The organism is Pseudomonas fluorescens (assembly GCF_019212185.1).
In the GTDB taxonomy this organism is placed as follows: Bacteria; Pseudomonadota; Gammaproteobacteria; order Pseudomonadales; family Pseudomonadaceae; genus Aquipseudomonas.
In genome coordinates this window covers 1,772,114-1,798,840 of the sequence record NZ_CP078138.1, presented here as the reverse complement: position 1 = coordinate 1,798,840, position 26,727 = coordinate 1,772,114, and the positions used below count along the sequence as shown (strand labels likewise).

Here is a 26,727-nt window from a genome sequence, read left to right as displayed (position 1 = left end):
CTGGCAACGCCTGGCATTTGTTGTCAGGCTTGCCGCAGTCTTTTCTGCGAGCACGGCCCATGACCCGAATTCCTGATGCCAACGTGATCCACAGTCGCCTGCGCCTGCGTCAACTGCGCCTGATGCTGGCCCTGCAGGAGTTCGGTTCTTTGCGCCGCGCTGCCGACCATATCGGCATGACCCAGCCGGCCGCCACCAAGATGCTTCACGAAGCCGAGGATCTGCTCGGCGTCGAGCTGTTCGAACGCCTGCCGCGGGGCATGCGTGCTACGCCGTTCGGCGAGACGGTGATCTACTACGCGCGCATGGTCTTCGCCGAACTCAGCGGTATGCGAGAAGAATTGGTGGCGCTGGAGTCGGGCAACCTCGGACGAGTCGCGGTGGGGGCGATCCCGGCCCTGGCCTCGGGCCTGCTGACCCGCACCATCGCCACTTTGAAGCAAAGCCATCCACGGCTGTCCATGAGCATCCAGGTCGACACCAGCGACGTGCTGGTGCAGGCCCTGCTGCAGGACCAACTGGACATCGTGCTGGGTCGGATTCCCGCCGGGGCACGGGCCGAAGAATTGCTCTTCGACAGCCTCGGCGAGGAAGCCTTGTGCGTCATCGCCGGTGCGCAGAATCCGCTGGCGCAAGCCACGCACCTGAGTTGGGCCGAACTGCAAAACATGACCTGGGTCCTGCAACAGCAACCCAGCCCGATGCGTTCGATCATCAACCAGGTATTCCACAATGCCCGGGTCGACATCCCCAGCAGCATCGTCGAAACCACCTCGATCATGACCCTGTTGTCGCTGATCCAGCAGACCGACATGCTCGGCGTCACCCCGGTGTCGGTGGTCGAAGACTACGCCGGCCGCGATTTGCTGGCAGTGTTGCCCATCAAATTCGAAGCCCGCCTGCCACCGTTCGGCCTCATCACCCGGCGCCACCGCATCCAGTCCTCGGCCATGCAGGCCTTCATGAATTCGGTACGCGCCGAGCATGGGACGAGCCCGGCCTGAAACCGGGCCCGGCCAGCCTCAGCTCGGTCTACGGAACACAAACACCAAACCGACGATAATCAGCGCCATGCCCAACAGGCTCAACAGCGCCAGGCGATTGCCGAAGATCAGGTAGTCCATCACCGCCGTCACCGCCGGCACCAGATAGAACAGGCTGGTGACATTGACCAGATTGCCGCGAGCGATCAGCCGGTACAACAGCAGGGTCGCCCCCACCGACACCACCAGGCCCATCCACAACACCGGCAGGAAAAACCCTGCGCTGTGCTCGAAGTGGAATGGCTGGAACGGCACGAACACCCCGCATAGCAACAGCCCGGCCAGGTACTGCACCGGCAGCGTGCCAAGGGGATCGCGGGTGATGTTTTTCTGCATGATCGAACCGGCGGTCATGCTCAGCAGCGCCAGCAACCCGAACAACATCCCGGCCAGGGACATACCGGCCAGGCCGATGCTCTGGTACACCACCATGATCAACCCGGCCAGACCCAGCGCCAGGCCGAACATCCGACTCCAGGAACGCTGACGCTCCATCAGCACCACGGTGAGGATCGGTTGGACCCCCATGATCGTCGCCATGACCCCCGGGGTGACCTTGAGGTCCAGCGCCAGCAGATAAAAGATCTGATAAGCGCCCAGCAGCACCAGGCCGGTCGCCGCCGCATAGAGCATCGGCTTGCGTCCTCGAGGCAACTTGAGTTTGAGCAACGGCACCAACAGCACCAGGCCGCACAGGGCGATGGCGAAGCGGATCAACAGAAAGGCAAAGGGCGAAGCGTGGGCCAGGCCCCACTTGGAGAAGATCGCCCCACTGCTCCAGAGCAAAACGAACAGGCTCGTAGAGGCCGCCGCAAGCGCGGATTTTTTCGAAATGTGCAACATGAAAACCACCTGTCATCAGGCAATAAGCCAACTCAGCCGTAGCTGAAATTCAGTTTTTTTGGTTCAGGCAGGCACAGGAATCAGCAAGGAGCGCTGATCAGCCCGAGACGCCAACACCCGGTGGGGACACCACCGCGCACACTGGAGTGCGACTGACAGGAGGGGGGTAGTGACTGATCTGCGCAGGCTGCTGATTCCCGCACGGCACGACGCCAGCGTTGACCGCTGAATCGACTACCGCGTTGAGAGGGGATGCTGGCATGGGCTGATCTTTTGATGAGGGTGGATACAAGAGCGCTGACTATAACCAGCGCTGGATAGGTTTTGCAATGATTGCGATGGGTGCTATTGAAATGGGCTTGGTGCTCACCACCCTACTTGTAGGAGCTGGGGCTTTTACCCAAACAACCAATACCCCAACACCGTCAACACCACCACCGCCAACACCGGGCGCAGGACGCGGTAGAGCTTGGGATTGCGGCGTTTCCATTGTTTGAACGCGGCGCTGAACTTGTCGCTGGAGTTCTTGCTCCAGGCATAGGCCCGGTTGATTCCGCCGACGCGCTCATCGTCCAGGTTCTGCGGCGCGGTGGCGCGTCCCAGCAGGCCGCTGACCCAGCGATTGAGGCGAGTCATCAGGCGATTGCTCAGGGGCCGCTCAATGTCGCAGAACAGGATCACCCGGGTCTGCTCGGTTTCGTTCTTGACCCAGTGCACGTAGGTTTCGTCGAACATCACGTCTTCGCCATCGCGCCAGGCGTATTCCTGACCGTCGACAAAGATCCGGCAGTCATCCGAGTTCGGCGTCGACAATCCCAGGTGATAACGCAGGGAGCCCGCGAAGGGGTCACGGTGCGGGTTGAGGTGGCTGCCGCCGGGCAATAGGGCGAACATTGCGCCTTTGACATTGGGAATGCTGTTGACCAGTTCGACCGTGCGCGGGCACAGGGTCTCGGCCGATGGCAGGGCCTTGTCGTACCACTTCAGGTAGAAACGCTTCCAGCCCTTCTTGAAGAACGAACCGAAGCCGGCGTCGTTGTTTTTTTCGGCGGCGCGAATATAGCCCTCGTCGAACAGGTGCATGGCCTCTTCGCGAATGACCTGCCAGTTGTCCTTGAGGACGTCCAGTTCGGGAAACTTGCTGCGGTCCAGGTACGGCTTGGACGGCACTGCGGAAAACAGGTACATCAGCGCGTTATAGGGGGCGAACAACGCCGAGTGGTTGACGAATTGCCGAAGCACCGGCAACCGCGCCTTGCCACGCAAGTGCACATAAAGCGTGCTGCCGATAAACAGCAGCAACAGTGAGGCCTTGGCGGCAAAAGAAAAGCTCATGCAACACTCCTTGAGAAAAAACTTCACTGCGCATCGCCATTTACCCGACGTGGCAGGCGGCCATAATCCACATTAGTAGCCGAAAGATAAACCGCACATCTGTACATTCAGTATTGAGGGCTGCGCAACAAAAAGCTTGTTAACACAAGCCTGCTGAACGCCTGCTGACGCCACCCCCAAACCCATCAACCTTGGATTACTGCTGATTCTCCTGCTCGGTGAACAGGTCACTGAACAACATGCTCGACAGGTAGCGCTCACCCGAGTCCGGCAGGATCACCACAATGGTCTTGCCCTGCATTTCCGGGGTCTCGGCCAGACGTACCGCCACGGCCATCGCTGCGCCGGAAGAAATCCCGCAGAGAATGCCTTCTTCCTGCATCAGGCGCAGGGCCATGGCTTTGGATTCGTCGTCACTGACCAGTTCCACCCGATCGACCATCGCCACATCAAGGTTCTTCGGCACGAACCCGGCACCGATGCCTTGGATCTTGTGCGGGCTCGGCTTGATTTCCTCATTGGCCATAAATTGACTGATCACTGGCGAAGCCACAGGTTCCACTGCAACCGACAGAATCGGCTTGCCCTGGGTCAACTTGATATAACGCGAGACGCCGGAAATGGTACCGCCGGTGCCCACGCCGGCCACCAGTACATCCACCGCGCCGTCGGTATCGTTCCAGATTTCCGGACCGGTGGTTTTCTCGTGAATGGCCGGGTTGGCCGGGTTCTCGAACTGTTGCGGCATAAAGTAGCGCGACGGATCGCTGGCGAGGATTTGCGCGGCCTTGTCGATCGCGCCCTTCATGCCCTTGGCCGGTTCAGTCAGAACCAGTTCTGCGCCCAGCGCCTTGAGGACCTTGCGCCGTTCGATGCTCATCGAGGCCGGCATGGTCAGCATCAGCTTGTAGCCACGCGCTGCCGCGACGAAGGCCAGACCGATACCGGTGTTGCCCGAGGTCGGTTCGACAATGGTCATGCCCGGCTTGAGTTTGCCGCTGCTTTCAGCGTCCCAGATCATGTTCGCGCCGATCCGGCACTTCACCGAGTAACCCGGGTTGCGCCCCTCGGTCTTGGCCAGGATGGTCACGCCACGCGGCGCGATGCGGTTGATCTGCACCAGCGGCGTATTGCCGATGGAGTGGGCGTTGTCAGCAAAAATACGGCTCATGGCTGGGTCCTTGTACAGCGTTGAAGAAGCGTCCAAGGGTATGCCTCGCACTCCTGTGCGTCCAGTCGGGACGAACGTCTGCGCCGGCGTGTAGTCCACCGTTTTAGACATTCCCGAGGGAGACGCCATGAAACGTCGATACCGCTGGCCGCTCTGGACGCTGGCTGCCATCGTGCTCTTGCTGGTGACCCTGCACATTGCCCTGCCCTACCTGGTGCGCGACTACCTGAACGACAAACTCGCCGACATGGGCGACTATCGCGGCCAGATTACCGACGTTGACTTGGCGTGGTGGCGTGGCGCCTACCGGATCAACGGGCTGCAGATCGTCAAGGTCCAGGGCAAAGTACCGGTGCCGTTCCTCAAGGCGCCGCTGATCGAGCTCGCCGTCAGTTGGCATTCGCTGTGGTACGACCACGCCGTGGTGGCGCGTGCACAATTCGTCAACCCGGAGCTGAATTTCGTCGACGGCGGTAACAAAGCGTCGTCGCAGACCGGTCAGGGCACCGACTGGCGCGCGCAGTTGAGCAAGTTGCTGCCGATCACCCTTGATGAAGTGCGTATCAACGACGGCAAAATCAGCTTCCACAACTTCAACTCCAAGCCACCGGTGAATATGCAGGCCACCCAGGTCAACGCCAGCCTCTATAACCTGACCAACGTGGTCGACCTCAAGGGCCGGCGCGACGCGCGCTTCGAGGGCAAGGCGCAACTGCTGGGGCATGCGCCGCTGGAAAGCACCGCGACCTTTGACCCGCTGAGCAATTTCGAGGAGTTCGAATTCCGCCTGCGGGTCAAGGACATCGAACTCAAGCGCCTCAATGACTTCGCCTCCGCCTACGGCAAGTTCGACTTCAATGCCGGCCACGGCGATGTGGTGATCGAGGCCCAGGCCAACAAAGGCCAGCTCAAGGGTTACATCAAGCCATTGCTGCGCGATGTCGAGGTGTTCAACTGGCAACAGGACGTGCAGAACGAGAAGAAAAGCATCTTCCGCTCGGTCTGGGAGGCGCTGGTGGGCACCAGCGAAAATCTGCTGAAGAACCAGCCGAAAAACCAGTTTGCCACCCGCGTCGAACTCAGTGGCAGCGTGCACAACCAGGAGGTCAGCGCCTTTCAGGCTTTTCTGCAGATCCTGCGCAACGGTTTCATCCAGGCCTTTAACGCCCGCTACGAGCAGCCCAAGCCGACGCCTGACTGAGTCATCATGTGACGCTCCATTCAGAGACTGAATAAGCCGTCTGCGTTCCCACTCGACCAGGCGCCGCGTTATAGTCGGCTATTGCATTTACTTGTCCCGCCCTGCCCGGCGCAGGTCGGCGTTACCGTTCGAGGAATTACCGATGAAGTTCGAAGGCACCCGCGCGTACGTCGCCACCGATGACCTGAAGCTGGCTGTCAACGCCGCCATCACCCTGGAGCGGCCGTTGCTGGTCAAGGGCGAGCCGGGCACCGGCAAGACCATGCTCGCCGAGCAACTGGCCGAATCCTTTGGCGCCCGCCTGATCACCTGGCACATCAAGTCCACCACCAAGGCCCACCAGGGCTTGTACGAGTATGACGCGGTGAGCCGTCTGCGCGACTCGCAACTGGGCGTGGACAAGGTGCATGACATCCGCAACTACTTGAAAAAAGGCAAGCTGTGGGAGGCCTTCGAGTCCGAGGAGCGGGTGATCCTGCTGATCGACGAAATCGACAAGGCCGACATCGAGTTCCCCAACGACCTGCTGCAAGAACTCGACAAAATGGAGTTCTACGTCTACGAAATCGACGAGACCATCAAGGCCAAGCAGCGCCCGATCATCATCATTACTTCCAACAACGAGAAAGAGCTGCCGGACGCCTTCCTGCGCCGCTGCTTCTTCCACTACATCGCCTTTCCGGACCGCCCGACCCTGCAAAAGATCGTCGACGTGCACTACCCGGACATCAAGAAAGACCTGGTCAGCGAAGCGCTGGATGTGTTCTTCGACGTGCGCAAGGTGCCCGGCCTGAAGAAAAAACCTTCGACCTCGGAATTGGTCGACTGGCTGAAGCTGCTGATGGCCGACAACATCGGCGAAGCGGTGCTGCGCGAGCGCGACCCGACCAAGGCCATTCCGCCGCTGGCCGGTGCCCTGGTGAAAAACGAACAGGACGTGCAACTGCTCGAGCGCCTGGCGTTCATGAGCCGTCGCGGCACCCGTTAAGAGACTGATGCCATGTTGCTCAACCTGTTCAATGAAATGCGCGCCGCCAAGGTGCCAGTCTCGGTGCGCGAGCTGCTGGACCTGATCAACGCGTTGAAACAGCGCGTGACCTTCGCCGACATGGACGAGTTCTATTACTTGTCGCGGGCGATTCTGGTCAAGGATGAGCGGCATTACGACAAGTTCGACCGGGCGTTCGGCGCGTACTTCAACGGCCTGGAAAAACTCGACGATCACCTGCAGGCATTAATTCCCGAAGACTGGTTGCGCAAGGAATTCGAGCGCTCGCTGACGGATGAAGAGCGGGCGCAGATCCAGTCCCTCGGCGGCCTCGACAAGCTGATCGAAGAGTTCAAGAAGCGTCTCGAAGAACAGAAAGAACGCCACGCCGGCGGCAACAAGTGGATCGGCACCGGCGGCACCAGCCCGTTCGGCTCCGGCGGTTTCAACCCGGAAGGCATTCGCGTCGGCGATGCCGGCAAGCGCCAGGGCAAGGCGGTCAAGGTCTGGGATCAGCGCGAGTACAAGAACCTCGATGACCAGGTCGAACTGGGCACGCGCAACATCAAGGTGGCCCTGCGTCGCCTGCGCAAATTCGCTCGCCAGGGCGCGGCGGAAGAGCTGGACATCGACGGCACCATCGACCACACCGCCCGCGATGCCGGCCTGCTGAACATCCAGATGCGCCCGGAGCGGCGCAACACCATCAAGTTGCTGCTGCTGTTCGACATCGGCGGCTCGATGGACGCCCACGTGAAGATCTGCGAGGAGTTGTTCTCGGCCTGCAAGACCGAGTTCAAGCACCTGGAGTACTTCTACTTCCACAACTTCATTTATGAATCGGTGTGGAAGAACAATATGCGTCGCGGCTCAGAGCGCACCTCGACCATGGACCTGCTGCACAAGTACGGCGCCGACTACAAAGTGATCTTCGTCGGCGACGCCGCCATGGCCCCCTACGAAATCACCCAGGCCGGCGGCAGCGTCGAGCACTGGAACGAAGAACCCGGCTATGTCTGGATGCAGCGCTTCATGGAGAAATACAAGAAGCTCATCTGGATCAACCCCTACCCGAAAGACACCTGGAACTACACCTCCTCGACCGGCATCGTCCGCGATCTGATCGAAGACCAGATGTTCCCCCTGACCTTGCGCGGGTTGGAGGAAGGGATGCGGTTTTTGTCCAAGTAAGCGGCGCAGCCATCGCCAGCAGGCTGGCTCCTACAGGGGTTCTGGTCGACCACAAGATCGGCATCCACCGCAGATCCCTTGTGGGAGCCTGCCAGCGATGCTTTTTATAAACCTTGCCTACCTTGTAGGAATCCCCCCTCAGAACAATTGGAAAATTTACTTCAAACACGGGATCACACTGACTTAACAAACCATCAACATCGGCGAATAGTATTGCCTTGGCCTTTAAAATAACGGGGTTGAGCGCATGCCGGATATGAATATCATTGTTATAGGCGGTGAGTCCGATAACGATGTGAAGTGCATGACGCCGATTGATGAATACATCATTTCGTTAACCGGAAAAAAGGCGCCCGTAGTCCTCTACATCCCCACTGCCAACGGCGATGACCCGCTGAAGATCTCAGACTTCAAAAGCAAGTATGCAGGGGCAGGCTGTAAGGTCACTGCACTTGCACTCTTCACCCCACCCTTCCCCCACGCGCAGAAAATTTCTTCGATGTTCGAGAAGGCCGACGTCATTTACGTCGCCGGTGGTAATACCCGCGCGATGTTGGCGGTGTGGCGGGAGTTCGGTGTTATCGCCCTTTTGAAAGAAGCCAGGGACCAGGGCAAGATTCTAAGTGGCGTCAGCGCTGGCGCCATATGCTGGTTCGATTTCGGCCACTCGGATTCTGGTGGTGCGTTCGCGTTGGTCCATGGACTGGGCTTGCTCCGCGGCGCGCTGTGTCCGCATTTCAATTCAGAAGAGGGGCGAGAGACTTCCTTTGTCGAACTAATCTGCAACCATCAGATTAATCCTGCCTACGCCGTCGATGACGGCATCGCGTTGCACTTCAAAAATGGTAGTTATCACAAAACCCTCCGCAATAACGCCACTTGCAGCGGTTACGCAATCACCGTGCAACAGCCCCACGTAACGCGGTTGTGATCGGAGCGTTGCCGTAATCGTACGCCGCAGTTGCCCAGTCATTACGCCAAGCTCTAGCAAGCAATCGACAGCTCGGCGCGGCCAACGACTTTCTCCGGTCGATACAAAGGCTGAAGGTCAGAAAGCTGGTCACCAAGGTGCGGGCCAGCCTCTCGTTGGCGGACTAGTGATGGCGGAGTGTCAGGCGCTGCAGCGATTGAATGTGCCGGCCCCATCGCCAGCAGGCTGGCTCCCACAGGGTTTTCTGGTGGACCAAAAGATCAGTTGAGCTCAGTCCACTGTGGGAGCTGGCCTGCCAGCGATGAGGGTTGTTCAGTCAACATCGATGTCGACTGATACACCGCCATCGCCAGCAGGCTGGCTCCTACAGGGTTTCTGGTGGACCACAAGATCAGCATCCACCCAGGCCCATTGTGGAACAGTGGCACCGCCGCGATTTTAGCGCCGGCCCAACCGCTGCAAATACTCCACATGCTGCCGATGCGCCGTATCCTGCAACACCGGCGCCAGACGCACCCTTTGTCCCGATTGGCATTGCGCCAGGCGGGCCAGGGACAGTGGGGTCAGCGCGCCCAAGCGCGGATAGCCGCCGATGGTCTGGCGATCGTTGAGCAGTACGATCGGCTGGCCGTCCGGAGGTACTTGCACGGCACCTAAGGGGATGCCTTCGGAGATCATCGGTTTGCCCTGGTACTGCAAGGCCGGACCCAGCAGGCGGATGCCCATGCGGTCGGCGCGGCTGTCCAGGGTCCAGGTGCTGTTGAAGGCGTCGAACAGGCTTTGCCCGCTGAATTCGCCATGTTGCGCGCCCAACACCAGGTCCAGCCCTTGCGTGTCGCTGAAGTCCGGGCGTAGCGCCTCTGGCACTTCGCGCAGGCTCGGCGCAGTCCCCGAATAACTCAGCTCGGCACCACGGGCCAAGGGTCGACCCATGCCGTCCAGGCCGCCCAGTTCTTCGCGCACCACCGTCGCGCAACTGCCCAACACCGCTGGCGCATTGAAGCCGCCGGGCGCTGCCAAGTAGGCGCGCACACCGAGGCGTGGCTGGCTGAACTGCAGGCGTTGGCCCTTGCGCACAATAAAGCTGCGCCACGGCATCAACGGCTGGCCGTCAAGCAACGCGCCAAGATCGGCACCGGTCAGGGCCAGGCAACAATCGTCACGCGCTTCGAGGGTCAGGCCGCCGAGGGTCACTTCAATCACCGCCGCTCCCGACGGATTGCCCAGCAGGTTGTTGGCCCAGGCCATCGACAACCAGTCCGCCGCGCCGCCCTGGGTCACGCCCAGGTGCCGCACGCCAAAGCGTCCGCCGTCCTGCAACAGGCACAGCGCGGTGCTGGCCTCAACGCTTAAGCGGCTCATGTCGATACCTCCAAAGGTGTGTCGTCGCCGCCCAGGCGCATGAACTCGGCGCGGCTGACTGCCTCATAGCGCACGCTGTCGCCGGGTTGCAGCAGGCTGTAGCCGTCCCGCGTGCGGTCGAACAGTTTCGCTGGGGTACGCCCTATAAGATTCCAGCCACCGGGCGAGACCAACGGATAAGCCGCCGTCTGCCGCTCGGCAATGCCCACGCTGCCCGCCGCCACGCGCTTGCGGGGAGTATCAAGGCGTGGCGCGGCCAGCGCTTCTTCCACCAGCCCCATAAAGGCAAAACCCGGCGCAAAACCCAGGGCGAATACCTGGTACTCGCGGCCGCTGTGGCGGGCAATCACTTCGTCGACACTGAGGCCGCTGCGTTGCGCCAGCAAGTGAAGTTCAGGCCCGACACTCGGGTCATACCAGACCGGCAGTACATGCCGGCGCCCTCGGGCCTGGGCATCAGCGTGCAGCCCTTCCAGCGCTTGGCCGATCAACTCCCGCGCCTGCATCGGATTCAGCGCCAGCAGATCGTAATGAACCATCAACGTGGTGTAGGACGGCACCAGATCGATCAAGTGCCCGGCAAATGATTCACGCAGTCGAGCGCCGGCCGCGAGCATCCACGGCATGTTGCTTTCAGCAATTTCATCGAACAGACGCACCATCAGGCAATCGAGGGCCACCACTTCAATCCGTGGCTTCATGAGGCATCCTGCTGCTTCAAGGCTTCGCGGATGCGCTGCACGGCCGCCACCGAACTGGCGTTATCGCCGTGTACGCAAAGCGTGTTGGCGTGCAACTGCAAAGCGCTGCCATCGCTGGCGACCAGCTCACCGCCACAAGCAATGGTCAGGGCCTGGGCGACGATAGTGGCGGGGTCGTGATGCACGGCGCCGGGCAGGTTGCGCGACACCAGGCGGCCAGCGGCGTCATAGGCACGGTCGGCGAAAGCTTCGAACCACAGCGTCACGCCGTACTCATCGCCCAGTGCCTGGGCCGCGCTGTTGTCACGGGTGGCCATCAGCATCAGCGGCAGTTGCGGGTCATAGGCGGCCACCGCCTGGATCACTGCGCGCAGCTGCGCCGGGTTGGCCATCATGTCGTTGTACAGCGCGCCGTGGGGTTTGACGTAGCTCACCCGAGCGCCCTGCGCCCGGCAAATGCCATCCAGCGCGCCGATCTGATAATGCAGCAGGTCGCGGATTTCCTCGGCGCTGTAGGCCATCGAACGCCGACCGAAGCCCTGCAAATCCTGATAAGCCGGATGGGCGCCGATCTGCACGCCGTGGCTGAGTGCCAGGGCAACGGTCTTGCGCATGGTGCTCGGGTCGCCGGCATGGAACCCGCAGGCGATGTTGGCGCAATCGATGAACGGCATCACCTCGGCATCCAGACCCATGGTCCAGTTGCCAAAGCTCTCGCCAATGTCGCAGTTCAATAACAGGCGGCTCACGTTGAGTGCTCCTGTGAATTTTTATTGTGTGGCCCGAAGATCTCGCAGACTAACAGCTACTGCGCGTCGAGTTGCTTGCCACGGGTTTCCGGCAGGCTCAGGGCGGCGAGAATCACCACGCCGTAGGACACCGCGGCAAACGCGCCAATCCCTACACTCAATGGCACCTTCTGGCTCAACAGGCCGATCAGCAACGGGAACAGTGCCGCCAACGCCCGGCCGACGTTGTAGCAGAAGCCTTGGCCCGAGCCGCGAATCCGCGTCGGGAACAGCTCGGTCAGAAACGCACCCATGCCACTGAAGATCCCCGAGGCAAAGAACCCCAGAGGAAAGCCCAGCCACAGCATCACGCCATTGCTCACCGGCAGTTGGGTGTAGAGCAGGACGATGGCGAACGAGCCCACCGCGAACAAGATGAAGTTCTTTTTGCGCCCCAGCAGGTCGGTCAAGTAGGCGCTGATCACGTAGCCGACATAAGAACCGACGATCACCATCGCCAGGTAGCCGCCCGTGCCCAGCACGCTCAAGCCGCGTTCGTTTTTCAGGAAGGTCGGCAACCAGGAGGTGATCGCGTAGTAACCGCCGAGGGCGCCGGTGGTCAGCAACGAGGCGCGAATAGTGGTGCTGAGCATGCCGGGGGCGAAGATCTCGTAGAACTTCGATGGGTTGCTCGGTTCCTGTTTGGCCTTGGCTTCGCGGTAGATCTCCGGGTCCTTGACCAGGCGACGGACGAAGATCACAAAAATCGCCGGCACGATGCCCAACAGGAACAGCGCGCGCCAGGCGTCCTCCGGTGGCAGCAGGGAAAACAGCACGGCATACAGAATCGCCGTCAGTCCCCAACCCAGCGCCCAGCCCGACTGCACCATGCCCACCGCCTTGCCACGGTCCTTGGCGCGGATCACTTCGCCGATCAGCACGGCGCCGGCGGTCCACTCGCCACCGAAGCCGAAGCCCATCAGGGTCCGCGCAATCAGCAGTTGTTCGTAGTTCTGGGCGAAGCCGCAGAGGAAGGTGAAGAAGGCAAACCACAGCACGGTCAGTTGCAGGGTGCGCACGCGGCCGATGCGGTCCGAGAGAATGCCGGCGACCCAGCCGCCGATGGCCGAGGCGATCAAGGTGCTGGTGTGGATCAAGCCGGCTTCACCGGTGGTGATGCCCCACATGGCGATCAGGGTTGGCACCACGAAGCTGAGCATCTGGGTGTCCATGCCATCCAGGCCGTAGCCGATCTTGCAGCTCCAGAAGGTCCGGCGCTCTTGCTGGTTGATATTGCGATACCAGTCAAAGGGACCGGGGCGGCTGCCAACCGCGGGCTGGATGGCGTCGGTCGTGTCGGGCGCACTCATGGCGATTCTCCGCAGATTTTTTATTGGTATTGTTCTGGACCGCTACGACGCATATCGTGGGTCCTGGCACATTTTTCGATGGCACCGCCCTGCCCGTCCAACTAATAAAACCCGCGCCAAGGCATAAGAAAAAGTTGATCACATGAACCTCAAGTTCCTCGAAACCTTCGTCTGGGTCGCCCGGTTGAAAAGTTTCCGCCTGACCGCCGACAAGCTCTTCACCACCCAGGCTTCGATTTCCAGCCGCATCGCGGTGCTCGAAGGCGAGCTCGGGGTGAAGCTGTTCTTGCGCGATTCGCGGGGCGTGAAACTGACCCCCGAAGGGCTCAAGGTGCTCGACTATGCCGAGCGCATGCTCGACACCATGCAGGCGCTCAAGCAGTCGCTGGAAACCCGTTCGAGCAAGGCCGGTCGGATCCGCATCGGGGTAATGGACACGGTGATTCACACCTGGCTCAGTCCGTTGGTGGCGCAGATCACCGATCACTACCCGCTGCTGGAAATCGAGCTGGTGGCGGACACCTCGCTCAACCTCTGCGATCAGCTGCAAAAAGGGTTTCTCGACCTGGCCCTGCAGACCGACCTGCTGCGACAGGAAAACGTCCGCAGCCTGGAACTGGCCAGTCACCCGATCGGCTGGATCGTCGCCAGCCAGTCGATCTACAACCGCGACTACGCCGACCTCGCCGAACTGGCCCGGGAGCGGATCATCACCTACTCGAAAAACTCCCACCCGCACCAGGAAGTCCTCAGCCTGATGCAGGCCAACGGCGTGCTCACGCCACGACTCAACTGCGTGAACTCGGTGTCGGCGATCACCCGCCTGCTGCGTGACGGTTTCGGCATCGGCGCACTGCCACCGGCGCTGGTCAGCGAGGAACTGGCGCGGGGCGAACTGGTGCTGCTGGACATCGCCCAGCGTCCGCCCAACCTGCAGGTGGTGGTGTCATGGCGGGTGGGGGCGGAGTGGGTCGAGGAGATTGTCGAGCTGTGCCAACAGGTGCTGCAGGACTACGGACGCAAGGTCGGCGAAGACTATATTGTCCTCGCCAAACCCTGAACGGCTGGACGCGGGTTACAGACCGCGCAAGTCGCGCTCTTCGATCGGCCGGCTCTGGCGCAGGCGCTTGCCGCCCAGCACCACCCAGTCGATCAGGCGGAACAGGCACTCCAGGCCGAACGACAGCAACATCGCTCCGCCCAGGCCCCAGCCCATGGCTTCGGGGGTCAGCAGCAACTGGTAGCTGTAGCCGTTCCAGGTTTCCTTGCGGATGTCCGGATCGGCGGCCAGCACCACCTGCAGGAAGCGGATGTACCACGGGCCCTGCATGGCCTGGAACTGTTTGTCCAAGGCCACCTGGCGCACCAGCAGGGTGTTCAGGCTGTCGGCATCGCTGCGAAATATCGGGTCTTCGCTGGCGCGGTAATGAGCCACCAGCGCTTGCAGGTCGCCCTTGAAGAATTGCTCGGCGGTGCCCTGGAAGCCGCGCAGGCTGGTCTGCGCCTCGATCAGATGGGCTTCGACACGCTTGGTGTAGTCGTTGATGAACCCCGGCACCTGAACGCCCACCAACAGACCGACGGCAAACAGCACCAGACGCAAATAACTGAGCAGCATCGCGAGTTTCCCTATTCGGTCTGGCCGTGGCTGACGCATTCACCGCGCCGCCACAGGCTCCATTGGCCCGGCTCGTAGCGCGTCCAGGTTTCGTTTTCGGTCAACGGCTCGGTGGCGATCACCGTCACCACGTCGTTGGGCGTGGTCTCGGCCTGGAAGTCGACGATCACATCGACATCCTTCAAGCGCGCCGGACCGAAGGGTGCGCGCCGGGTGATCTGCGCCAGCTTGGTCGAGCAATAGCAGAACAGCCAGTCGCCATCGCTCAACAGGCAATTGAACACGCCTTTGCTGCGGTATTCGGCGCAAGCCTCTACCAGGATAGGCAACAGTTGCTCAATCTCCACCGGCTCCGGGAAAGCCTCGCGGACCCGGTTCAGCAGATCGCAAAACGCCGCTTCGCTGTCGGTGTCGCCCACCGGCCGGTAGAAGCTGGCCGTGGGCTGGAAATCCGCCAATTGGCCGTTGTGCGCGAAACACCAGTTGCGACCCCAAAGTTCACGGACGAACGGGTGGGTGTTAGACAGGCAGACCTTGCCGACGTTGGCCTGGCGAATGTGGCCGATCACCACTTCGCTTTTGATCGGATACCGTTGCACCAGTTGCGCGACTTGCGAATCGCAGCTGGCCGCCGGGTCCTGAAACAGGCGCAAGCCGCGCCCCTCGTAGAAGCCGATGCCCCAGCCATCGCGATGCGGACCGGTGCGCCCGCCACGCTGCATCAGCCCGGTGAAGCTGAAGACGATATCGGTCGGGACATTGGCGCTCATGCCCAATAACTCACACATGGCAGAACTCTCGGATCAATGCAGGACGGTCAGAGACGGGGTTCGACACGCGAACGCTGGGGGTTGCTCGGCACCGGTGGACGACCGTAACGGTCATCGCCGGCACCACCGAAGGGCTGGTCATCCTCGATATCAGCGGCACGGGCGGCGGCCTGGGCAGCGGCGGCCTGTTGTCGACGGGCATTGGCGGCGCGCTCGATCGGCAGGCGGATCGCCACGAACACCAGGTACAGGCCCAGGGCGATGATGCCGTACATGAACAGGTCGGAAATCGCCCGCCAGGCGTTGTTGCCGACCTTGAACAGCAGGTCGAGGGCGGTGATGGCGATGGCCGGGGCGAATTTTTCCTTCACCGGGTCGATGATGGTCGGGCTGAACAGCAGCACGGCGACGATCACCCGCAGCGGCTCGCGCAGGTAGCGCCACATCCAGCGGGTCATGCGCATCCACACCAGCAGGCAGCCCAAAGCGGCAAAGGCGTAAAGGCCCCAGGCGATCAGATAGTCGTTCTCGGTCATGGTGTCCATGGCATGGCAGGCAAAGAGGCGCTTATGATAACGGCTTTTCACCGATCAGGCTGCCCCGCCGTCCGTGAAGCCTTTTTTGCATCCTTGCCGAGAGCTGCCCATGCCCCAGTCCGCCCACGTCCCCAGCGCCCCGATTGCCCGCCAGGCCGCCGGCGATGACCCGTACGCCTGGCTGCAGGAACGGGACACGGCGCCGGTGCTCGATTACCTCAAGGCAGAAAATGCCTACCAGGAAGCCATGCTTGCCGACCAGGCCGAGCTGCGGGAAAACCTGTTCAACGAAATCAAGGGCCGGATCCTCGAGACCGACCTGTCGCTGCCCTCCCCTTGGGGCCCGTATCTGTATTACACGCGTACCACCGCCGGCGACGAATACGCCCGGCACTACCGTTGCCCGCGCCCGGCCGACGACAGCCAGCAGGTCGATGAAAGTGCCGAAGAGCTGTTGCTCGACCCCAACGCCCTGGCCAACGGCGGATTTTTCTCCCTCGGCGCGTTCAGCGTCAGCCCCGACCACCAGCGCCTGGCCTACAGCCTCGACACCAGTGGCGATGAGATCTACACCCTGTTCGTCAAGGAACTGTCCAACGGCAAGGTCAGCGAACTGAGTTTCGAGGACTGCGACGGCAGCATGACCTGGGCCAACGACAGCCTGACGCTGTTTTTCGCCGAACTGGACGACACCCATCGCCCGCACAAGCTGTATCGCTATCGCCTGGACGGCACCGCCGCCGAGGAGGTGTTCCATGAGCCGGACGGACGTTTCTTCCTGCATTGCTATCGTTCCAGCTCCGAGCGCCAGTTGCTGCTGGCGCTTGGCAGCAAGACCACCAGCGAAGTCTGGGCTCTCGACGCATCACAGCCACAGCAGGCCTTCACCTGCCTGGCGCCACGGGTCGAAGACCACGAGTACGAGGTCGATCACGGCAAGCTCGATGACCAGTGGCGCTGGTTTATTCGCAGCAACCGCGACGGAATCAACTTTGCCCTGTACCAGGCCGCCGACACCGGCGTGGTGCCTACCGAAAGCGACTGGCAGAACCTGATTCCCCACAGCGACAGCGTGATGCTCGACGGCGTCACCCTGAACGCCACGGCCATGACCTTGAGCCTGCGCATTGGCGGCTTGCCGATCATCGAAGTGCATCCTCAGAGCTTGCCGGCCTATCGCGTGCAACTGCCGGACGCGGCCTACAGCCTGTATGTGCAAAACAGTCTGGAATTTGTCAGCGACAAGATCCGCCTGCGCTACGAGGCGCTGAATCGTCCGGCCCAAGTGCGCCAGCTGGAACTGGCCAGCGGCGAGCAGAAAGTACTGAAAGAAACTCCGGTGCTCGGCCCGTTCGATGCCGATGCCTACGTCAGCCAGCGCCTGTGGGCCACCGCGCCGGACGGCACGCAGGTGCCGATCAGCCTGGTGGTCAAGCGCGAACACCTCGGCCAGCCGACACCGTTGTATCTATACGGCTACGGAGCCTATGGCGAAAGCCTTGATCCGTGGTTCTCCCACGCGCGCCTGAGCCTGCTCGAGCGCGGCGTGGCCTTTGCCATCGCCCACGTGCGCGGCGGCGGCGAACTGGGCGAGGCCTGGTATCGCGCCGGCAAGCAGGAACACAAGCAGAACACCTTCAACGACTTCATTGCCTGCGCCGAACACTTGATCGCTGAGGGCTACACCGAATCGTCGAAACTGGCGATCAGCGGTGGCAGCGCCGGCGGTTTGCTGATCGGTGCGGTGCTCAATCAGCGCCCGGAGCTGTTCGCCGTGGCGATTGCCGAAGTGCCCTTCGTCGACGTGCTTAACACCATGCTCGACCCGGACCTGCCGCTGACCGTCACCGAATACGATGAGTGGGGCAACCCCCAGGAACCCGAGGTCTATGCGCGGATCAAGGCCTATGCGCCTTACGAAAACGTCACGCCTCAGGCCTATCCAGCGACCCTGGTGATCGCCGGCTATAACGACAGCCGCGTGCAGTACTGGGAAGCCGCCAAGTGGGTGGCCAAGCTGCGGGTGACCAAAACCGACGACCACCTGCTGCTGCTCAAGACCGAGTTGGGTGCCGGTCATGGCGGCATGAGTGGCCGCTATCAGGGTTTGCGTGACGTGGCCCTGGAATACGCCTTTGTCTTCAAGCAACTGGGAATCGCCTGAAACCATGTCTGATCCGACTTCACTGAACCGGGAAATCCGCGACTGGCTGATGGATTGCGGCCTGTTCCCGCAACTGCAAGCGGCGGACTTCACTGCGGCTGCGGGTTATTTCAGCATCAGCAGCATTGCCACCGGCGAAGAAATCTTCCAGGAAGGCGATGCCGGCAGCTTCATGTGCATCATCCACAGCGGTCAGGTCTCGGTGCAGAAAACCAACAGCGATGGCCAACGCGTGACCGTCGCCACCCTGCGCAAAGGCGCGTTCGGCGAAATGGCGGTGCTCGACGGCGAACGGCGTTCGGCCAGTTGCGTGGCGGCGAGTCATTGCCAGTTGCTCAACCTGGGCAAGGACTCGCTGGAGAAAATGCTCAACGATGCGCCGAAGGTTGCCGCGAAGATCATTCGCGCGCTGGCGGTGTCGTTGTCGCGGCGTCTGCGAATGGTCGACGGGCAATTACTCGCGCAGCAGGATTAACCGCCCGGCGACTTGGCCTTGGGCGCTGGCAGGTCAAGGCCGGGCAACGTCTGGTCCTTGGGCGGGTTGGGCTTGATGATCGGCGGCAACGGCAACTTGCTCGCCGAACCGCTGCCGCTCTTGGGCGCGGCGGTGGGGGTGATTTGCGGGTACGGCGTGGGAGTGGCGGTGCCAGGTGAACCGGGAACCGCCGAAGGCGTGATCGGGATCGCTTGCAGCTCCTGTGCCTGCGCCGCACTTATCGAGAGCGCGGCCAACACAATGACCGTTAGAATGGTGCGCTTCATCAATGGCTCCGTTGCCCTTGCTGGATACTTCAAGGCTACTCCCAACCGCGCAAGAATGCCCTTCTCAATGCGCTTTTGCGTTTAAAAAGCAGTTTTCCGGATGAGAGTTACATGAAACGTTTTGTTCTGCTCGACACCACCCCGATCCCTGACAACGGCGGTGCCCTGTGCCTGTTCGAATATGGCGAGGATTTCGTCATCAAGATCCAGGGCGGGGACGGCGGGCAACTGATGAATACCCGCATGCATGGCTCCGAAGATGCCCTGGCCGAGATCCCCTGCCGCAAGGTTGCCGGGCGCCCGGACTCTCGGGTATTGATCGGCGGCCTGGGCATGGGCTTCACCCTCGCCTCGGCGCTCAAGCATTTGGGCAAGGGCGCGCAAGTGGTGGTCGCCGAGCTGGTGCCCGGCGTCGTTGAATGGAACCGTGGCCCGCTGGGGGAGAAAGCCGGCATGCCGCTGCTCGACCCGCGCACGGTGATCCGCCAGGAAGACGTGGCCAAGGTCCTGCAGGCCGAGCCCCAGGGGTTCGATGCGATCATGCTCGACGTCGACAATGGCCCCGAAGGCTTGACCCAGAAAGCCAACAGTTGGCTGTATTCGGCGGCGGGCCTGGCAGCCTGCGCCAAGGCCTTGCGCCCCAAAGGCGTGTTGGCTGTCTGGTCGGCCAGCGCCGACAGGCAGTTTTCCGACAAACTGAAAAAAGCCGGCTTCAAGGCCGAAGAGGTGCAGGTGTTCGCCCACGGTAACCGGGGCACCCGCCACACCATCTGGATTGCCGAGAAGCTCAAGGGCTGAGCTAAACTGCCTGTATAACCGTCATTAGTCTTTTTCTACAAAGGTGAACCCATGAGTTCGTCCACCCCCACCAACACCGCCAAGCTCGACCGCATCCTCGCCGACGCCCAGCGCGACCGGGAAATGGGTTACCGCGACAAGGCCCTGAAGATGTACCCGCACGTCTGCGGCCGCTGCGCCCGTGAGTTCTCCGGCAAGCGCCTGAGCGAGTTGACCGTGCACCACCGTGACCACAACCACGACAACAACCCCCAGGACGGCTCGAACTGGGAATTGCTGTGCCTGTACTGCCACGACAACGAACACTCGCGCTACACCGACCAGCAGTACTTCGGCGACGGCTCCCTGAGCACCCCGAAAATCGCCAAGGCCACCCACAACCCGTTTGCCGCCCTGGCCGGATTGATGAAGAAAGACGACGAATAAGCGCATAGGAACTGGCCCGCCAGCTCAAAGCTATAGAACCCCTTGCATGGTTCAGATGCTATAAAACCCGCTGTTGGCGGGTTTTGTTAGCTTCGCATTCGGCGGGAAGAGGGGACCTGCCCCGTCTAACTCCACTACATACGGCGTGCAGGTGAAATGCTGCGATTAAGCAGTCATCCTGATTTCTCTGACCTCATACCTACGAGACTACAAATTAGCAGGATGTGGCTTCATACTCTTTACTCAAAGGCAGGCACTCACTCGCACTGACGCGTATCCAGCCTAGAATGGCTAAGTTGCGAATTGCGGAAGCAATCGCTTCACGCTTTGTTTCATTATCCCAAGTTTTTTTCCAGGCGAGTACGAAATCAAAAACTTCGCGCTCAGGAACAGTTGTGAGATTTTGATCCTCTTTCAATTTACTCACAGCATAAAATACCGTCGCAACTTCTTCGGCCTGCTCCGTATTCTTGATTCGACTAAACAAGTCTACAGCCTTGGATATTTTACTGTCATTTGCGACTAAGACTTCTTTGAATTTTTCGCGCGCATTAAAGTATTCAGGCCCCGTTTTCAATGTATTCATCCTACCAAACTGAGCCTCGATGATGAGGTTCGCGTTTGCCAAGGTTCCAAGAAGTCTTTGCACCTGATCCGAAAACGGTCCATAGCTGGCTTTCTTGAATTCGAGTTCAGTATCAACCCCCAGAGCTGTTACTGCATGGCATATCTTCTGAAAAATAGTGCGTCCGACTTTGGCAGCATAAGGTTGCGATTCAAGCTGATAAAGCACCTCCAAAAGCACAATCCAATTAGGATTAAGTTTTTGATTCCTTGTTCCTTTATGTTCACTTTCGTGAAAGAGTCGCGACTGTTGAGGGCTAAGAAAATCAGCAGTGAGCTGACTAATCGGTGTTCCGAAAGGAGCAAAAATTACAACCGGTATGTCTATTTTAGATAGCGATTTATACATTATTGGCCCCACTAGCCCCCACTCAAGTCCGCCATTTCCACAGCCAAGTGGTGGAAATGCGACTGACGTGATGTTCCATGCTTTATAGTGTTCGAGAAAGATATCCAACCCCTTCTCAATGTCGGACAACCTTGACGCCGACCTCCAATGACCCTTGGTAGGAAAGTTAACAATAGATGTTCCAAGAATATCGGTATACATATACGGAACACCGGGCTCAACTAGCTTCTTGGCGCATCTCGACTCATAGTCCAGCATGAGGCCAGGCCAGCGCTTTTTAAACTCTAGCGCAACACCTTTACCCATTACGCCGACACAATTCACAGTATTCACCAGCGTTTGCGCGCCACTTTGAAACATGTCACCTATAAGAACCTTGATCACGCTATTCACCTAAAGAAAAGATGAGGATTCGACGTCACGGGTACCTGCCAGTTTAATCCTGCTAATACGCGCTCAACCTTGCGTTTCGTTTCGTTATCGCATGCATAAAAGCCGTTTATGTAACTCGGTGCCACGGCATCAGGAATGAGGGCCTCGGCGCATTTGACTGCTTTTTTTCGGTAACCGGTAGCCTGGTCCTCATCGTCCCACCAATCGGCAAAAATAAAATCGAAATTAATTTTGCCCATTCCGTCTGGATATGAGTGGAAGCGTACCCAGTCGGAGGCCGCATTCTGATCACTGACGACAGCGTTCGGACGCGTCAGCACATCCAGACTTATACGAATCACACACAAATCCTGACGAACATCCTTCCTTCGGTACATCATCGGATTTCGCGCGTAAAAATATAGGTTGGCATATTGGTGCAATCGCAGACCGTTTGGGACAGTTTTACCGACCCTACGATCTTGTATATCCTGTAAGGCAACCGATTTGTGAGGAAATTTTTCTGCCCGGTCATGACACAGAATTCCATGCTGAAAAACAGACGGAAGATTCTCGATCGGCATAATGCAATGTAGCTCAACTACACGATGGCTCATGGGCATCCCTTCCATATATCAAGCCGTGCACTATACCTCAGTTATGGCATTTCGCCTCTAACCGCTGGGAAGAACCCTGCTTCAAGCATACCTCGGATTGGGGATTGTTGAACCGCGTTATCCCCTGCGGAGCTTGCCACGGAGGTGCTTGAGGTAACAATTATCACTCAATCTGTATGTCTCATTTGACTTACAACTCTGAATGGATTCTCGCCAAATTACTTTGTGTTGCAGGCTTGCCGCCATCATCTGCTCTCCCGCCACCCATTCCCCGTATAATCGCCCTCTTTTACACGAAGGCACCCCGCTCGTGGCAGATAAACGGTACAGCTGCATTGGTTTGTATAACCCCAAATCACCGGAAAACGTCGGCTCGGTGATGCGCGCCGCTGGCTGCTACGGCGTGGCGTCGGTGTTCTACACCGGCAAGCGTTATGAACGCGCCGCCGATTTCGTCACCGACACCAAGCGCGTGCACTACGACATCCCGCTGATCGGCATCGACGACCTGAAGAAAATCCTGCCGCTGGGCTGCGTGCCAGTGGCGGTCGAGCTGGTCGAGGGCGCCCGCGCGTTGCCGGAATACACCCATCCGGACCGGGCGCTGTATATCTTTGGCCCGGAAGACGGTTCGCTGGACAAAGAGATCCGCGACTGGTGCGAAGACGTGGTCTACATCCCGACCACCGGTTGCATGAACCTCGCGGCCACGGTCAACGTGGTGCTCTACGACCGCATGGCCAAGGGCCTGAATACCCGCTCAGGGCCTAAATTTCGCTGATTCCCGTCACGCTCGATTGAACGACTCGAACAGCCGCGCAGTCAGTCTTATATCCATTGCCCCTAGAGGAGACAGATGATGCACGAACTCAAACGCGTAGAACGAATCGACTCCACGCCATTCCAGAGCCAACCGAGCCAGAACGTGCACGGCTGGGAGCGCATCGGCTCGCTGGCCGGCGGCGTGATGATGGTCGGCAAGGGCCTGCGCCGGGGTGGCGTATTCGGCCTGATCCAGGTGGCATTAGGTGGCGTCGCGCTGGCGCGGGGCATCACCGGTCACAGCTCGGCGAAGAGTTTCCTGGAGAAAAGCCGTCAGGACATGAACAACGTGCGGGCGAAAATCGAGCGCGCAGGCGAAGAGCTGGCAGCCCTCAAGGCCAATGCCGAAGCGGCGACCAAGACGGCCACCGTCACCGGCAATGACTCCCTGAAATCGCCGAAGGCCGGCGTCTGATCGCGGCCCCCTTGCCAGCGGCAAGGGGGCCGGCTCACTTGAGCAGGTCGCTCTGCAACACTTTCGACGGCTCACCGATGATGCTTTCAGCCAGCGTCACGAATTCCTTGGTGCTGACCTTGTCCAGGCGCATGACGCTGTGCAGCAAGTCGTCCAGTGAGCGTTTGTTGCGAGTTTGCAGGCGAATCTCGCGATCCAGTTCCTGCAACAACACCACCGCCCGAGCGACCTGGGCGGCGCTGGCCTGTTCGCCGCGCAGGCTGCTGACTTTCCCACCGACCTTGAGCAGGTTGTCGTGCAGCACCTGATACCGCTCATCGCTCATGCCACCGGCACGGCGCAGCAGCTCGACCGCGTAAAACTCGGCAAACCCTTCACTGATCCAGTCACTGCGGTCGTCATCGCTGATCCGCCCGAACATCTGCGCCAGTTCGCGCAGCAGCGGACTGCTGCCGCTTTCGCTGACCAGCGGCAGGCGGCTGTGCAGATAGATCGATTCATAACCCGCCGTGCTGCCGCGCCACATCGGGTCACCAGCGCCGACAATCAGCACCTTGCCCGGATGGCGCGGATACACCGCCTGTACCTGCGGCCAGACAAAGGTCAGCAAGGTCAGCACGTCCATGCGCCGCATGCCCTGCCCGCGTGGCGACGCGACCGTGACTTCGGTTTCGCCCAAGCGGGTGCGACGGGTGCCGAGGTTGCCAGCGAGCATCCAGCCGGTGGGCCGGTCGAACAGGCGGGAAACGTTGTCGACGCGAAAGCGGTTTTTGCCGATGCGCGGCCAGGCGGTCTCGACGCTTTTCCAGCCGCTGGGCAACTCGAATGCCAGGCGCGACACCAACTCGATGCCGTCCTGCTGATCGAGGCGCGCCGCCGGCACCAGATCGTCACCGCGCAGCAAGGCCCAGCTTGGGGTCATGCGCGCTTCGAAGGTGTTGTTCTTGCGTGGCTGGCTGATGCGCACCTTGTAGGTCAGGCTGGCCTTGTCCGCCGCCGGGCGCCACAGCCCACGGGTGACCTTTCCCGGCGTCAGTTGCCATTGGCCATCGGCCTTGAAATCGCTGTAGCGACTGCCGTCGGCCAGATCGAAATCCAGGCTGCGCACCGCCGAACCCTGGGCCAGGGTCAGGCGCACTTCGGCCTGATCACTCTGCGGCAACAGGCGCACGTGATAATCCAGATCGACTTTCTTCGCCGCCCACACCCAAGGGCTCAGCACCAGCAGCGACAGCGCCAACGGCAAGCGCACAGCCATACACACTCCTTCGTGACTCATTGGTACAACGCGCGGGACTTAGCCTGCGCGAAAAATCAGATGATCTTCCCAATCATCTTCAGGCACGCTGCCCTCGGCGAGCATGCGCCCGGACTGCGAGATACGCTCGTGGTGCACGGCATCGCGATCGCCGCAGACCAGGTGATGCCAGAGCGGCAAGTCCTTGCCTTCACTGACCAGGCGGTAGCCACAGGTCGGCGGCAACCATTTGAACTCATCGGCCTTGCCCGGCGTCAGTTGGATGCAGTCCGGCACCGAGTCCCGACGATTAGGATAGTCGCTGCACTGGCAGGTCTTCAGATCCAGCAGTTTGCAGGCGATGCGCGTGTAATAGACGCTGTTGTCCTCTTCATCCTCGAGCTTTTGCAGGCAGCACAGGCCACAGCCGTCGCACAACGACTCCCACTCCTGCGGGTCGAGTTGCTCGAGGGTCTTGCGTATCCAGAAGGGTTCAACTTTGGCGGCCATGGTTCAAACATCTGCATCAGGTGGAGAAAAGGCCGCCAGTCTAGTGCCCAAGGCCGCTCGGGCCAAGCGCTGGCGACTGCCGGTACGCCGGCACTTGTCAGTTGCCATCGGGCCAAGTAGCTTTGCCAGTCACCACGCCCCATGCCCCTCTGCCATTAACGCCCGACGGCGTCGCATTGCGGTGACGTTTCAGGGGTCGGCAAACCCCACTGCCCAGCCAACTGGTGCACCGCGGTTTTTGCTCGTTTATCCCTTCATCCACCTCAGGAATTTCCTCCATGAGCGCTAACCCACGTGTTGCCGATTACGCCATTGACCCGCAGTTCACCGAGCGCTGGTCGCCACGCGCCTTCACCGGCGAAAGCATCCCCGAAGAAACCCTGCTGAGCTTTTTCGAAGCCGCGCGTTGGGCGCCATCGGCCTACAACTCGCAACCCTGGCGCTTTCTCTACGCGCGTCGAGACACGCCAAACTGGCAGCGCTACCTGGGTCTGCTCAACGAATTCAACCGTAGCTGGGCCCAGCACGCCTCGGCCCTGGTGATTGTGATTTCCAAGACCACCTTCACCGCGCCGGGCGCCGACGCTGAAACCCCGGCCCTGTGGCACACCTTCGACACCGGTTCGGCCTGGGGCCACCTTGCTCTGCAGGCGTCCATCAGCGGCTGGCACACCCACGGCATGGCCGGCTTCGACCAGGAGCTGACCCGCAGCGAGCTGAATATTCCAGAAGGTTATGCGCTGCACGCCGCGGTGGCGATTGGCAAGCTGGGCGACAAGGCGTCGCTGGCCGAGTACCTGCAGGCCCGTGAAGTACCAAGCCCGCGCAAACCGCTGAGCGAGCTGGCCGCCGAAGGCGATTTCAGCCTGTAAGGAATGAGGCGCGCGAGCCTGCTCGCGCGCCCGTCACACTAGTAGCCGCGATCGAAATCCACGGCACCGCGCAACGTCTCGCCCGCTTTGTAGGCGCGCAGGTTTTCCAGGAACAGCTTGACCATCAGCGTCGGTGAAGTCGGTGCCGAGCTGTGGCCGGTCAGCAACAGGCCCCAGGCGGTCCAGAACGGATGACGCTGCGGCAAAGGTTCCTGACGACATACGTCGATGACCGCGCCCGCCAGATGGCCCTCTTTCAAGGCTGTCACCAGATCTGCGTCAACCACCGCGACACCGCGTCCGGCATTGATGAACAAGGCGCTGGGCTTGAATCGCTGGAACAGCGCCGCGTCGTACAGATCGTGGGTGCTCGGCGTGTTGGGCAGCAGGTTGACCACGTAATCGACCTCGCCCACCAGCCGACCGAGGTCTGCCAGTCCTGCCACTTCAATGAACGGTGCCTGCTCACGCGGCGCGCTGGCGACCCCGTACAACTCGACGCCGAACGGCTGGAGGAATTGCGCGACGCTCTGGCCGATATCGCCGGTGCCGACAATCAGCACCTTGCGTCCGCTCAGGCTCACGCCCTGGCGGTTGTCCCATTTGCGTTCGACCTGGCTGACCAGGCGTGCCAGCACTTCGCGCTCGTGACCCAGCATGTAAGTCAGCACGTATTCGGCCATGACCTGGCCGAAAATCCCCACCGCCCGAGTCAGGCGGTAGTTGCGTGGCAAGCCTTCGGCGAGCAGCGGCGTAATGCCGGCCCAGGTCGACTGCATCCACTGCGGGGCATGGCCCTGGCGCAGCAGGTTCGCCAGCAAGTCCGGCTGACCCAGCCACACCGGGCAGTCGGCGGCCAGGTTGGCCAGTTCTGCGGAGTCGCCACTGGTCAGCACCTGCAATTCGGGAGCCTGCTGGCTCAGCAGTTGGGCGTAGACCGCATGGTCGTGTTCGGCAATCAGAACGCGCAT

General features: G+C 60.6%; 29 protein-coding genes. 13 read left to right on the top strand and 16 right to left on the bottom strand.

Annotation, left to right across the window (positions count from 1 at the left end; all coding sequences use genetic code 11):
- Positions 1–59 precede the first annotated feature (59 nt).
- Entirely contained in the window at positions 60–1,004 is a 945-nt protein-coding gene (locus KW062_RS07980; protein ID WP_027619204.1) for a LysR family transcriptional regulator, read from the top strand.
- Positions 1,005–1,022: 18 nt separating this feature from the next.
- Here the strand turns inward: KW062_RS07980 and KW062_RS07975 are convergent, their stop codons facing one another.
- The 3 genes from KW062_RS07975 to cysK all read right to left on the bottom strand — a co-directional run bounded on the left by KW062_RS07975 (position 1,023) and on the right by cysK (position 4,392).
- Positions 1,023–1,886, bottom strand: coding sequence for a DMT family transporter (locus tag KW062_RS07975; RefSeq protein WP_105754313.1), 864 nt, complete (start codon positions 1,884–1,886; stop codon positions 1,023–1,025).
- A gap of 396 nt (positions 1,887–2,282) precedes the next feature.
- Entirely contained in the window at positions 2,283–3,221 is a 939-nt protein-coding gene (locus KW062_RS07970; protein WP_027619206.1) for an aspartyl/asparaginyl beta-hydroxylase domain-containing protein, read from the bottom strand.
- Between the two features lie 196 nt (positions 3,222–3,417).
- Complete coding sequence (gene cysK, locus KW062_RS07965; RefSeq protein ID WP_027619207.1) at positions 3,418–4,392, bottom strand: cysteine synthase A; 975 nt, start codon at positions 4,390–4,392, stop codon at positions 3,418–3,420.
- 127 nt (positions 4,393–4,519) lie between these two features.
- On the opposite strand from cysK, the gene KW062_RS07960 reads away from it, so the two are divergent.
- The 4 genes from KW062_RS07960 to KW062_RS07945 all read left to right on the top strand — a co-directional run bounded on the left by KW062_RS07960 (position 4,520) and on the right by KW062_RS07945 (position 8,703).
- Positions 4,520–5,593, top strand: a complete 1,074-nt coding sequence (locus tag KW062_RS07960; protein ID WP_027619208.1) for a DUF748 domain-containing protein — start codon at positions 4,520–4,522, stop codon at positions 5,591–5,593.
- Between the two features lie 142 nt (positions 5,594–5,735).
- Positions 5,736–6,581 (top strand): AAA family ATPase, encoded by an 846-nt coding sequence (locus KW062_RS07955; RefSeq protein ID WP_027619209.1) that lies wholly within the window; start codon positions 5,736–5,738, stop codon positions 6,579–6,581.
- 12 nt (positions 6,582–6,593) lie between these two features.
- Positions 6,594–7,772, top strand: a complete 1,179-nt coding sequence (locus KW062_RS07950) for a vWA domain-containing protein (RefSeq protein WP_027619210.1) — start codon at positions 6,594–6,596, stop codon at positions 7,770–7,772.
- 247 nt (positions 7,773–8,019) lie between these two features.
- Positions 8,020–8,703, top strand: coding sequence for a peptidase E (locus tag KW062_RS07945; RefSeq protein ID WP_105754312.1), 684 nt, complete (start codon positions 8,020–8,022; stop codon positions 8,701–8,703).
- A gap of 438 nt (positions 8,704–9,141) precedes the next feature.
- On the opposite strand, the gene KW062_RS07940 is transcribed toward KW062_RS07945, so the two are convergent.
- From KW062_RS07940 to KW062_RS07925, 4 genes are read right to left on the bottom strand one after another with little or no spacing between them, the layout of a single operon-like run.
- Positions 9,142–10,065, bottom strand: coding sequence for a biotin-dependent carboxyltransferase family protein (locus KW062_RS07940; protein WP_105754311.1), 924 nt, complete (start codon positions 10,063–10,065; stop codon positions 9,142–9,144).
- Complete coding sequence (gene pxpB, locus KW062_RS07935; protein WP_105754310.1) at positions 10,062–10,766, bottom strand: 5-oxoprolinase subunit PxpB; 705 nt, start codon at positions 10,764–10,766, stop codon at positions 10,062–10,064. Before pxpB ends, KW062_RS07940 begins: the two co-directional genes overlap by 4 nt.
- Entirely contained in the window at positions 10,763–11,515 is a 753-nt protein-coding gene (locus KW062_RS07930) for a 5-oxoprolinase subunit PxpA (protein ID WP_105754309.1), read from the bottom strand. Before KW062_RS07930 ends, pxpB begins: the two co-directional genes overlap by 4 nt.
- Before the next feature lie 56 nt (positions 11,516–11,571).
- Positions 11,572–12,864, bottom strand: a complete 1,293-nt coding sequence (locus KW062_RS07925) for an MFS transporter (RefSeq protein ID WP_027619214.1) — start codon at positions 12,862–12,864, stop codon at positions 11,572–11,574.
- A 142-nt stretch (positions 12,865–13,006) separates the two neighbouring features.
- Between KW062_RS07925 and KW062_RS07920 the strand changes: the two genes are divergently transcribed.
- Entirely contained in the window at positions 13,007–13,924 is a 918-nt protein-coding gene (locus KW062_RS07920) for a LysR family transcriptional regulator (protein ID WP_027619215.1), read from the top strand.
- A 15-nt stretch (positions 13,925–13,939) separates the two neighbouring features.
- Here the strand turns inward: KW062_RS07920 and KW062_RS07915 are convergent, their stop codons facing one another.
- The 3 genes from KW062_RS07915 to KW062_RS07905 are packed head-to-tail and all read right to left on the bottom strand — an operon-like array spanning position 13,940 to position 15,797.
- Positions 13,940–14,482 carry a DUF2937 family protein gene (locus KW062_RS07915; protein WP_027619216.1) on the bottom strand — a complete coding sequence of 181 codons (543 nt, stop codon included), beginning with the start codon at positions 14,480–14,482 and terminating at the stop codon, positions 13,940–13,942.
- Between the two features lie 11 nt (positions 14,483–14,493).
- A complete protein-coding gene (locus KW062_RS07910) occupies positions 14,494–15,270 on the bottom strand; it encodes a class II glutamine amidotransferase (RefSeq protein WP_027619217.1) in 777 nt (258 codons plus the stop codon).
- A gap of 29 nt (positions 15,271–15,299) precedes the next feature.
- On the bottom strand, positions 15,300–15,797 hold the full coding sequence (locus KW062_RS07905; RefSeq protein WP_027619218.1) for a hypothetical protein: 498 nt from the start codon (positions 15,795–15,797) through the stop codon (positions 15,300–15,302).
- 100 nt (positions 15,798–15,897) lie between these two features.
- On the opposite strand from KW062_RS07905, the gene KW062_RS07900 reads away from it, so the two are divergent.
- Both KW062_RS07900 and KW062_RS07895 read left to right on the top strand, forming a co-directional pair.
- The gene (locus KW062_RS07900) at positions 15,898–17,952 is read left to right on the top strand and encodes a S9 family peptidase (RefSeq protein WP_105754308.1); all 2,055 of its coding nucleotides are present in this window, start codon (positions 15,898–15,900) and stop codon (positions 17,950–17,952) included.
- Positions 17,953–17,956: 4 nt separating this feature from the next.
- Positions 17,957–18,427, top strand: a complete 471-nt coding sequence (locus tag KW062_RS07895) for a cyclic nucleotide-binding domain-containing protein (RefSeq protein ID WP_105754307.1) — start codon at positions 17,957–17,959, stop codon at positions 18,425–18,427.
- Here KW062_RS07895 and KW062_RS07890 read toward each other — a convergent pair.
- On the bottom strand, positions 18,424–18,714 hold the full coding sequence (locus tag KW062_RS07890; protein WP_027619221.1) for a hypothetical protein: 291 nt from the start codon (positions 18,712–18,714) through the stop codon (positions 18,424–18,426). The genes KW062_RS07895 and KW062_RS07890 overlap by 4 nt on opposite strands.
- 111 nt (positions 18,715–18,825) lie before the next feature.
- Here KW062_RS07890 and KW062_RS07885 point away from each other — a divergent pair, with 111 nt between their 5' ends.
- Complete coding sequence (locus tag KW062_RS07885) at positions 18,826–19,512, top strand: hypothetical protein (RefSeq protein ID WP_027619222.1); 687 nt, start codon at positions 18,826–18,828, stop codon at positions 19,510–19,512.
- 51 nt (positions 19,513–19,563) lie between these two features.
- A complete protein-coding gene (locus KW062_RS07880; RefSeq protein WP_027619223.1) occupies positions 19,564–19,938 on the top strand; it encodes a YajD family HNH nuclease in 375 nt (124 codons plus the stop codon).
- Between the two features lie 214 nt (positions 19,939–20,152).
- Here the strand turns inward: KW062_RS07880 and darG are convergent, their stop codons facing one another.
- Positions 20,153–21,295, bottom strand: a complete 1,143-nt coding sequence (gene darG / locus KW062_RS07875; RefSeq protein WP_218277052.1) for a type II toxin-antitoxin system antitoxin DNA ADP-ribosyl glycohydrolase DarG — start codon at positions 21,293–21,295, stop codon at positions 20,153–20,155.
- A gap of 5 nt (positions 21,296–21,300) precedes the next feature.
- The gene (locus tag KW062_RS07870) at positions 21,301–21,900 is read right to left on the bottom strand and encodes a DUF4433 domain-containing protein (protein WP_158261838.1); all 600 of its coding nucleotides are present in this window, start codon (positions 21,898–21,900) and stop codon (positions 21,301–21,303) included.
- Between the two features lie 310 nt (positions 21,901–22,210).
- On the opposite strand from KW062_RS07870, the gene KW062_RS07865 reads away from it, so the two are divergent.
- Positions 22,211–22,681, top strand: coding sequence for an RNA methyltransferase (locus KW062_RS07865; protein ID WP_027619228.1), 471 nt, complete (start codon positions 22,211–22,213; stop codon positions 22,679–22,681).
- A gap of 78 nt (positions 22,682–22,759) precedes the next feature.
- The gene (locus KW062_RS07860) at positions 22,760–23,137 is read left to right on the top strand and encodes a YgaP family membrane protein (RefSeq protein WP_027619229.1); all 378 of its coding nucleotides are present in this window, start codon (positions 22,760–22,762) and stop codon (positions 23,135–23,137) included.
- A 34-nt stretch (positions 23,138–23,171) separates the two neighbouring features.
- On the opposite strand, the gene KW062_RS07855 is transcribed toward KW062_RS07860, so the two are convergent.
- Positions 23,172–24,395 carry a hypothetical protein gene (locus KW062_RS07855; protein WP_105754305.1) on the bottom strand — a complete coding sequence of 408 codons (1,224 nt, stop codon included), beginning with the start codon at positions 24,393–24,395 and terminating at the stop codon, positions 23,172–23,174.
- Between the two features lie 39 nt (positions 24,396–24,434).
- Positions 24,435–24,884 carry a YcgN family cysteine cluster protein gene (locus tag KW062_RS07850; RefSeq protein WP_027619231.1) on the bottom strand — a complete coding sequence of 150 codons (450 nt, stop codon included), beginning with the start codon at positions 24,882–24,884 and terminating at the stop codon, positions 24,435–24,437.
- Positions 24,885–25,162: 278 nt separating this feature from the next.
- Between KW062_RS07850 and KW062_RS07845 the strand changes: the two genes are divergently transcribed.
- Positions 25,163–25,756 (top strand): nitroreductase family protein, encoded by a 594-nt coding sequence (locus KW062_RS07845; RefSeq protein WP_027619232.1) that lies wholly within the window; start codon positions 25,163–25,165, stop codon positions 25,754–25,756.
- Between the two features lie 38 nt (positions 25,757–25,794).
- On the opposite strand, the gene KW062_RS07840 is transcribed toward KW062_RS07845, so the two are convergent.
- Positions 25,795–26,727: a D-2-hydroxyacid dehydrogenase gene (locus KW062_RS07840; RefSeq protein ID WP_027619233.1), complete on the bottom strand. Its 933-nt coding sequence runs from the start codon at positions 26,725–26,727 to the stop codon at positions 25,795–25,797.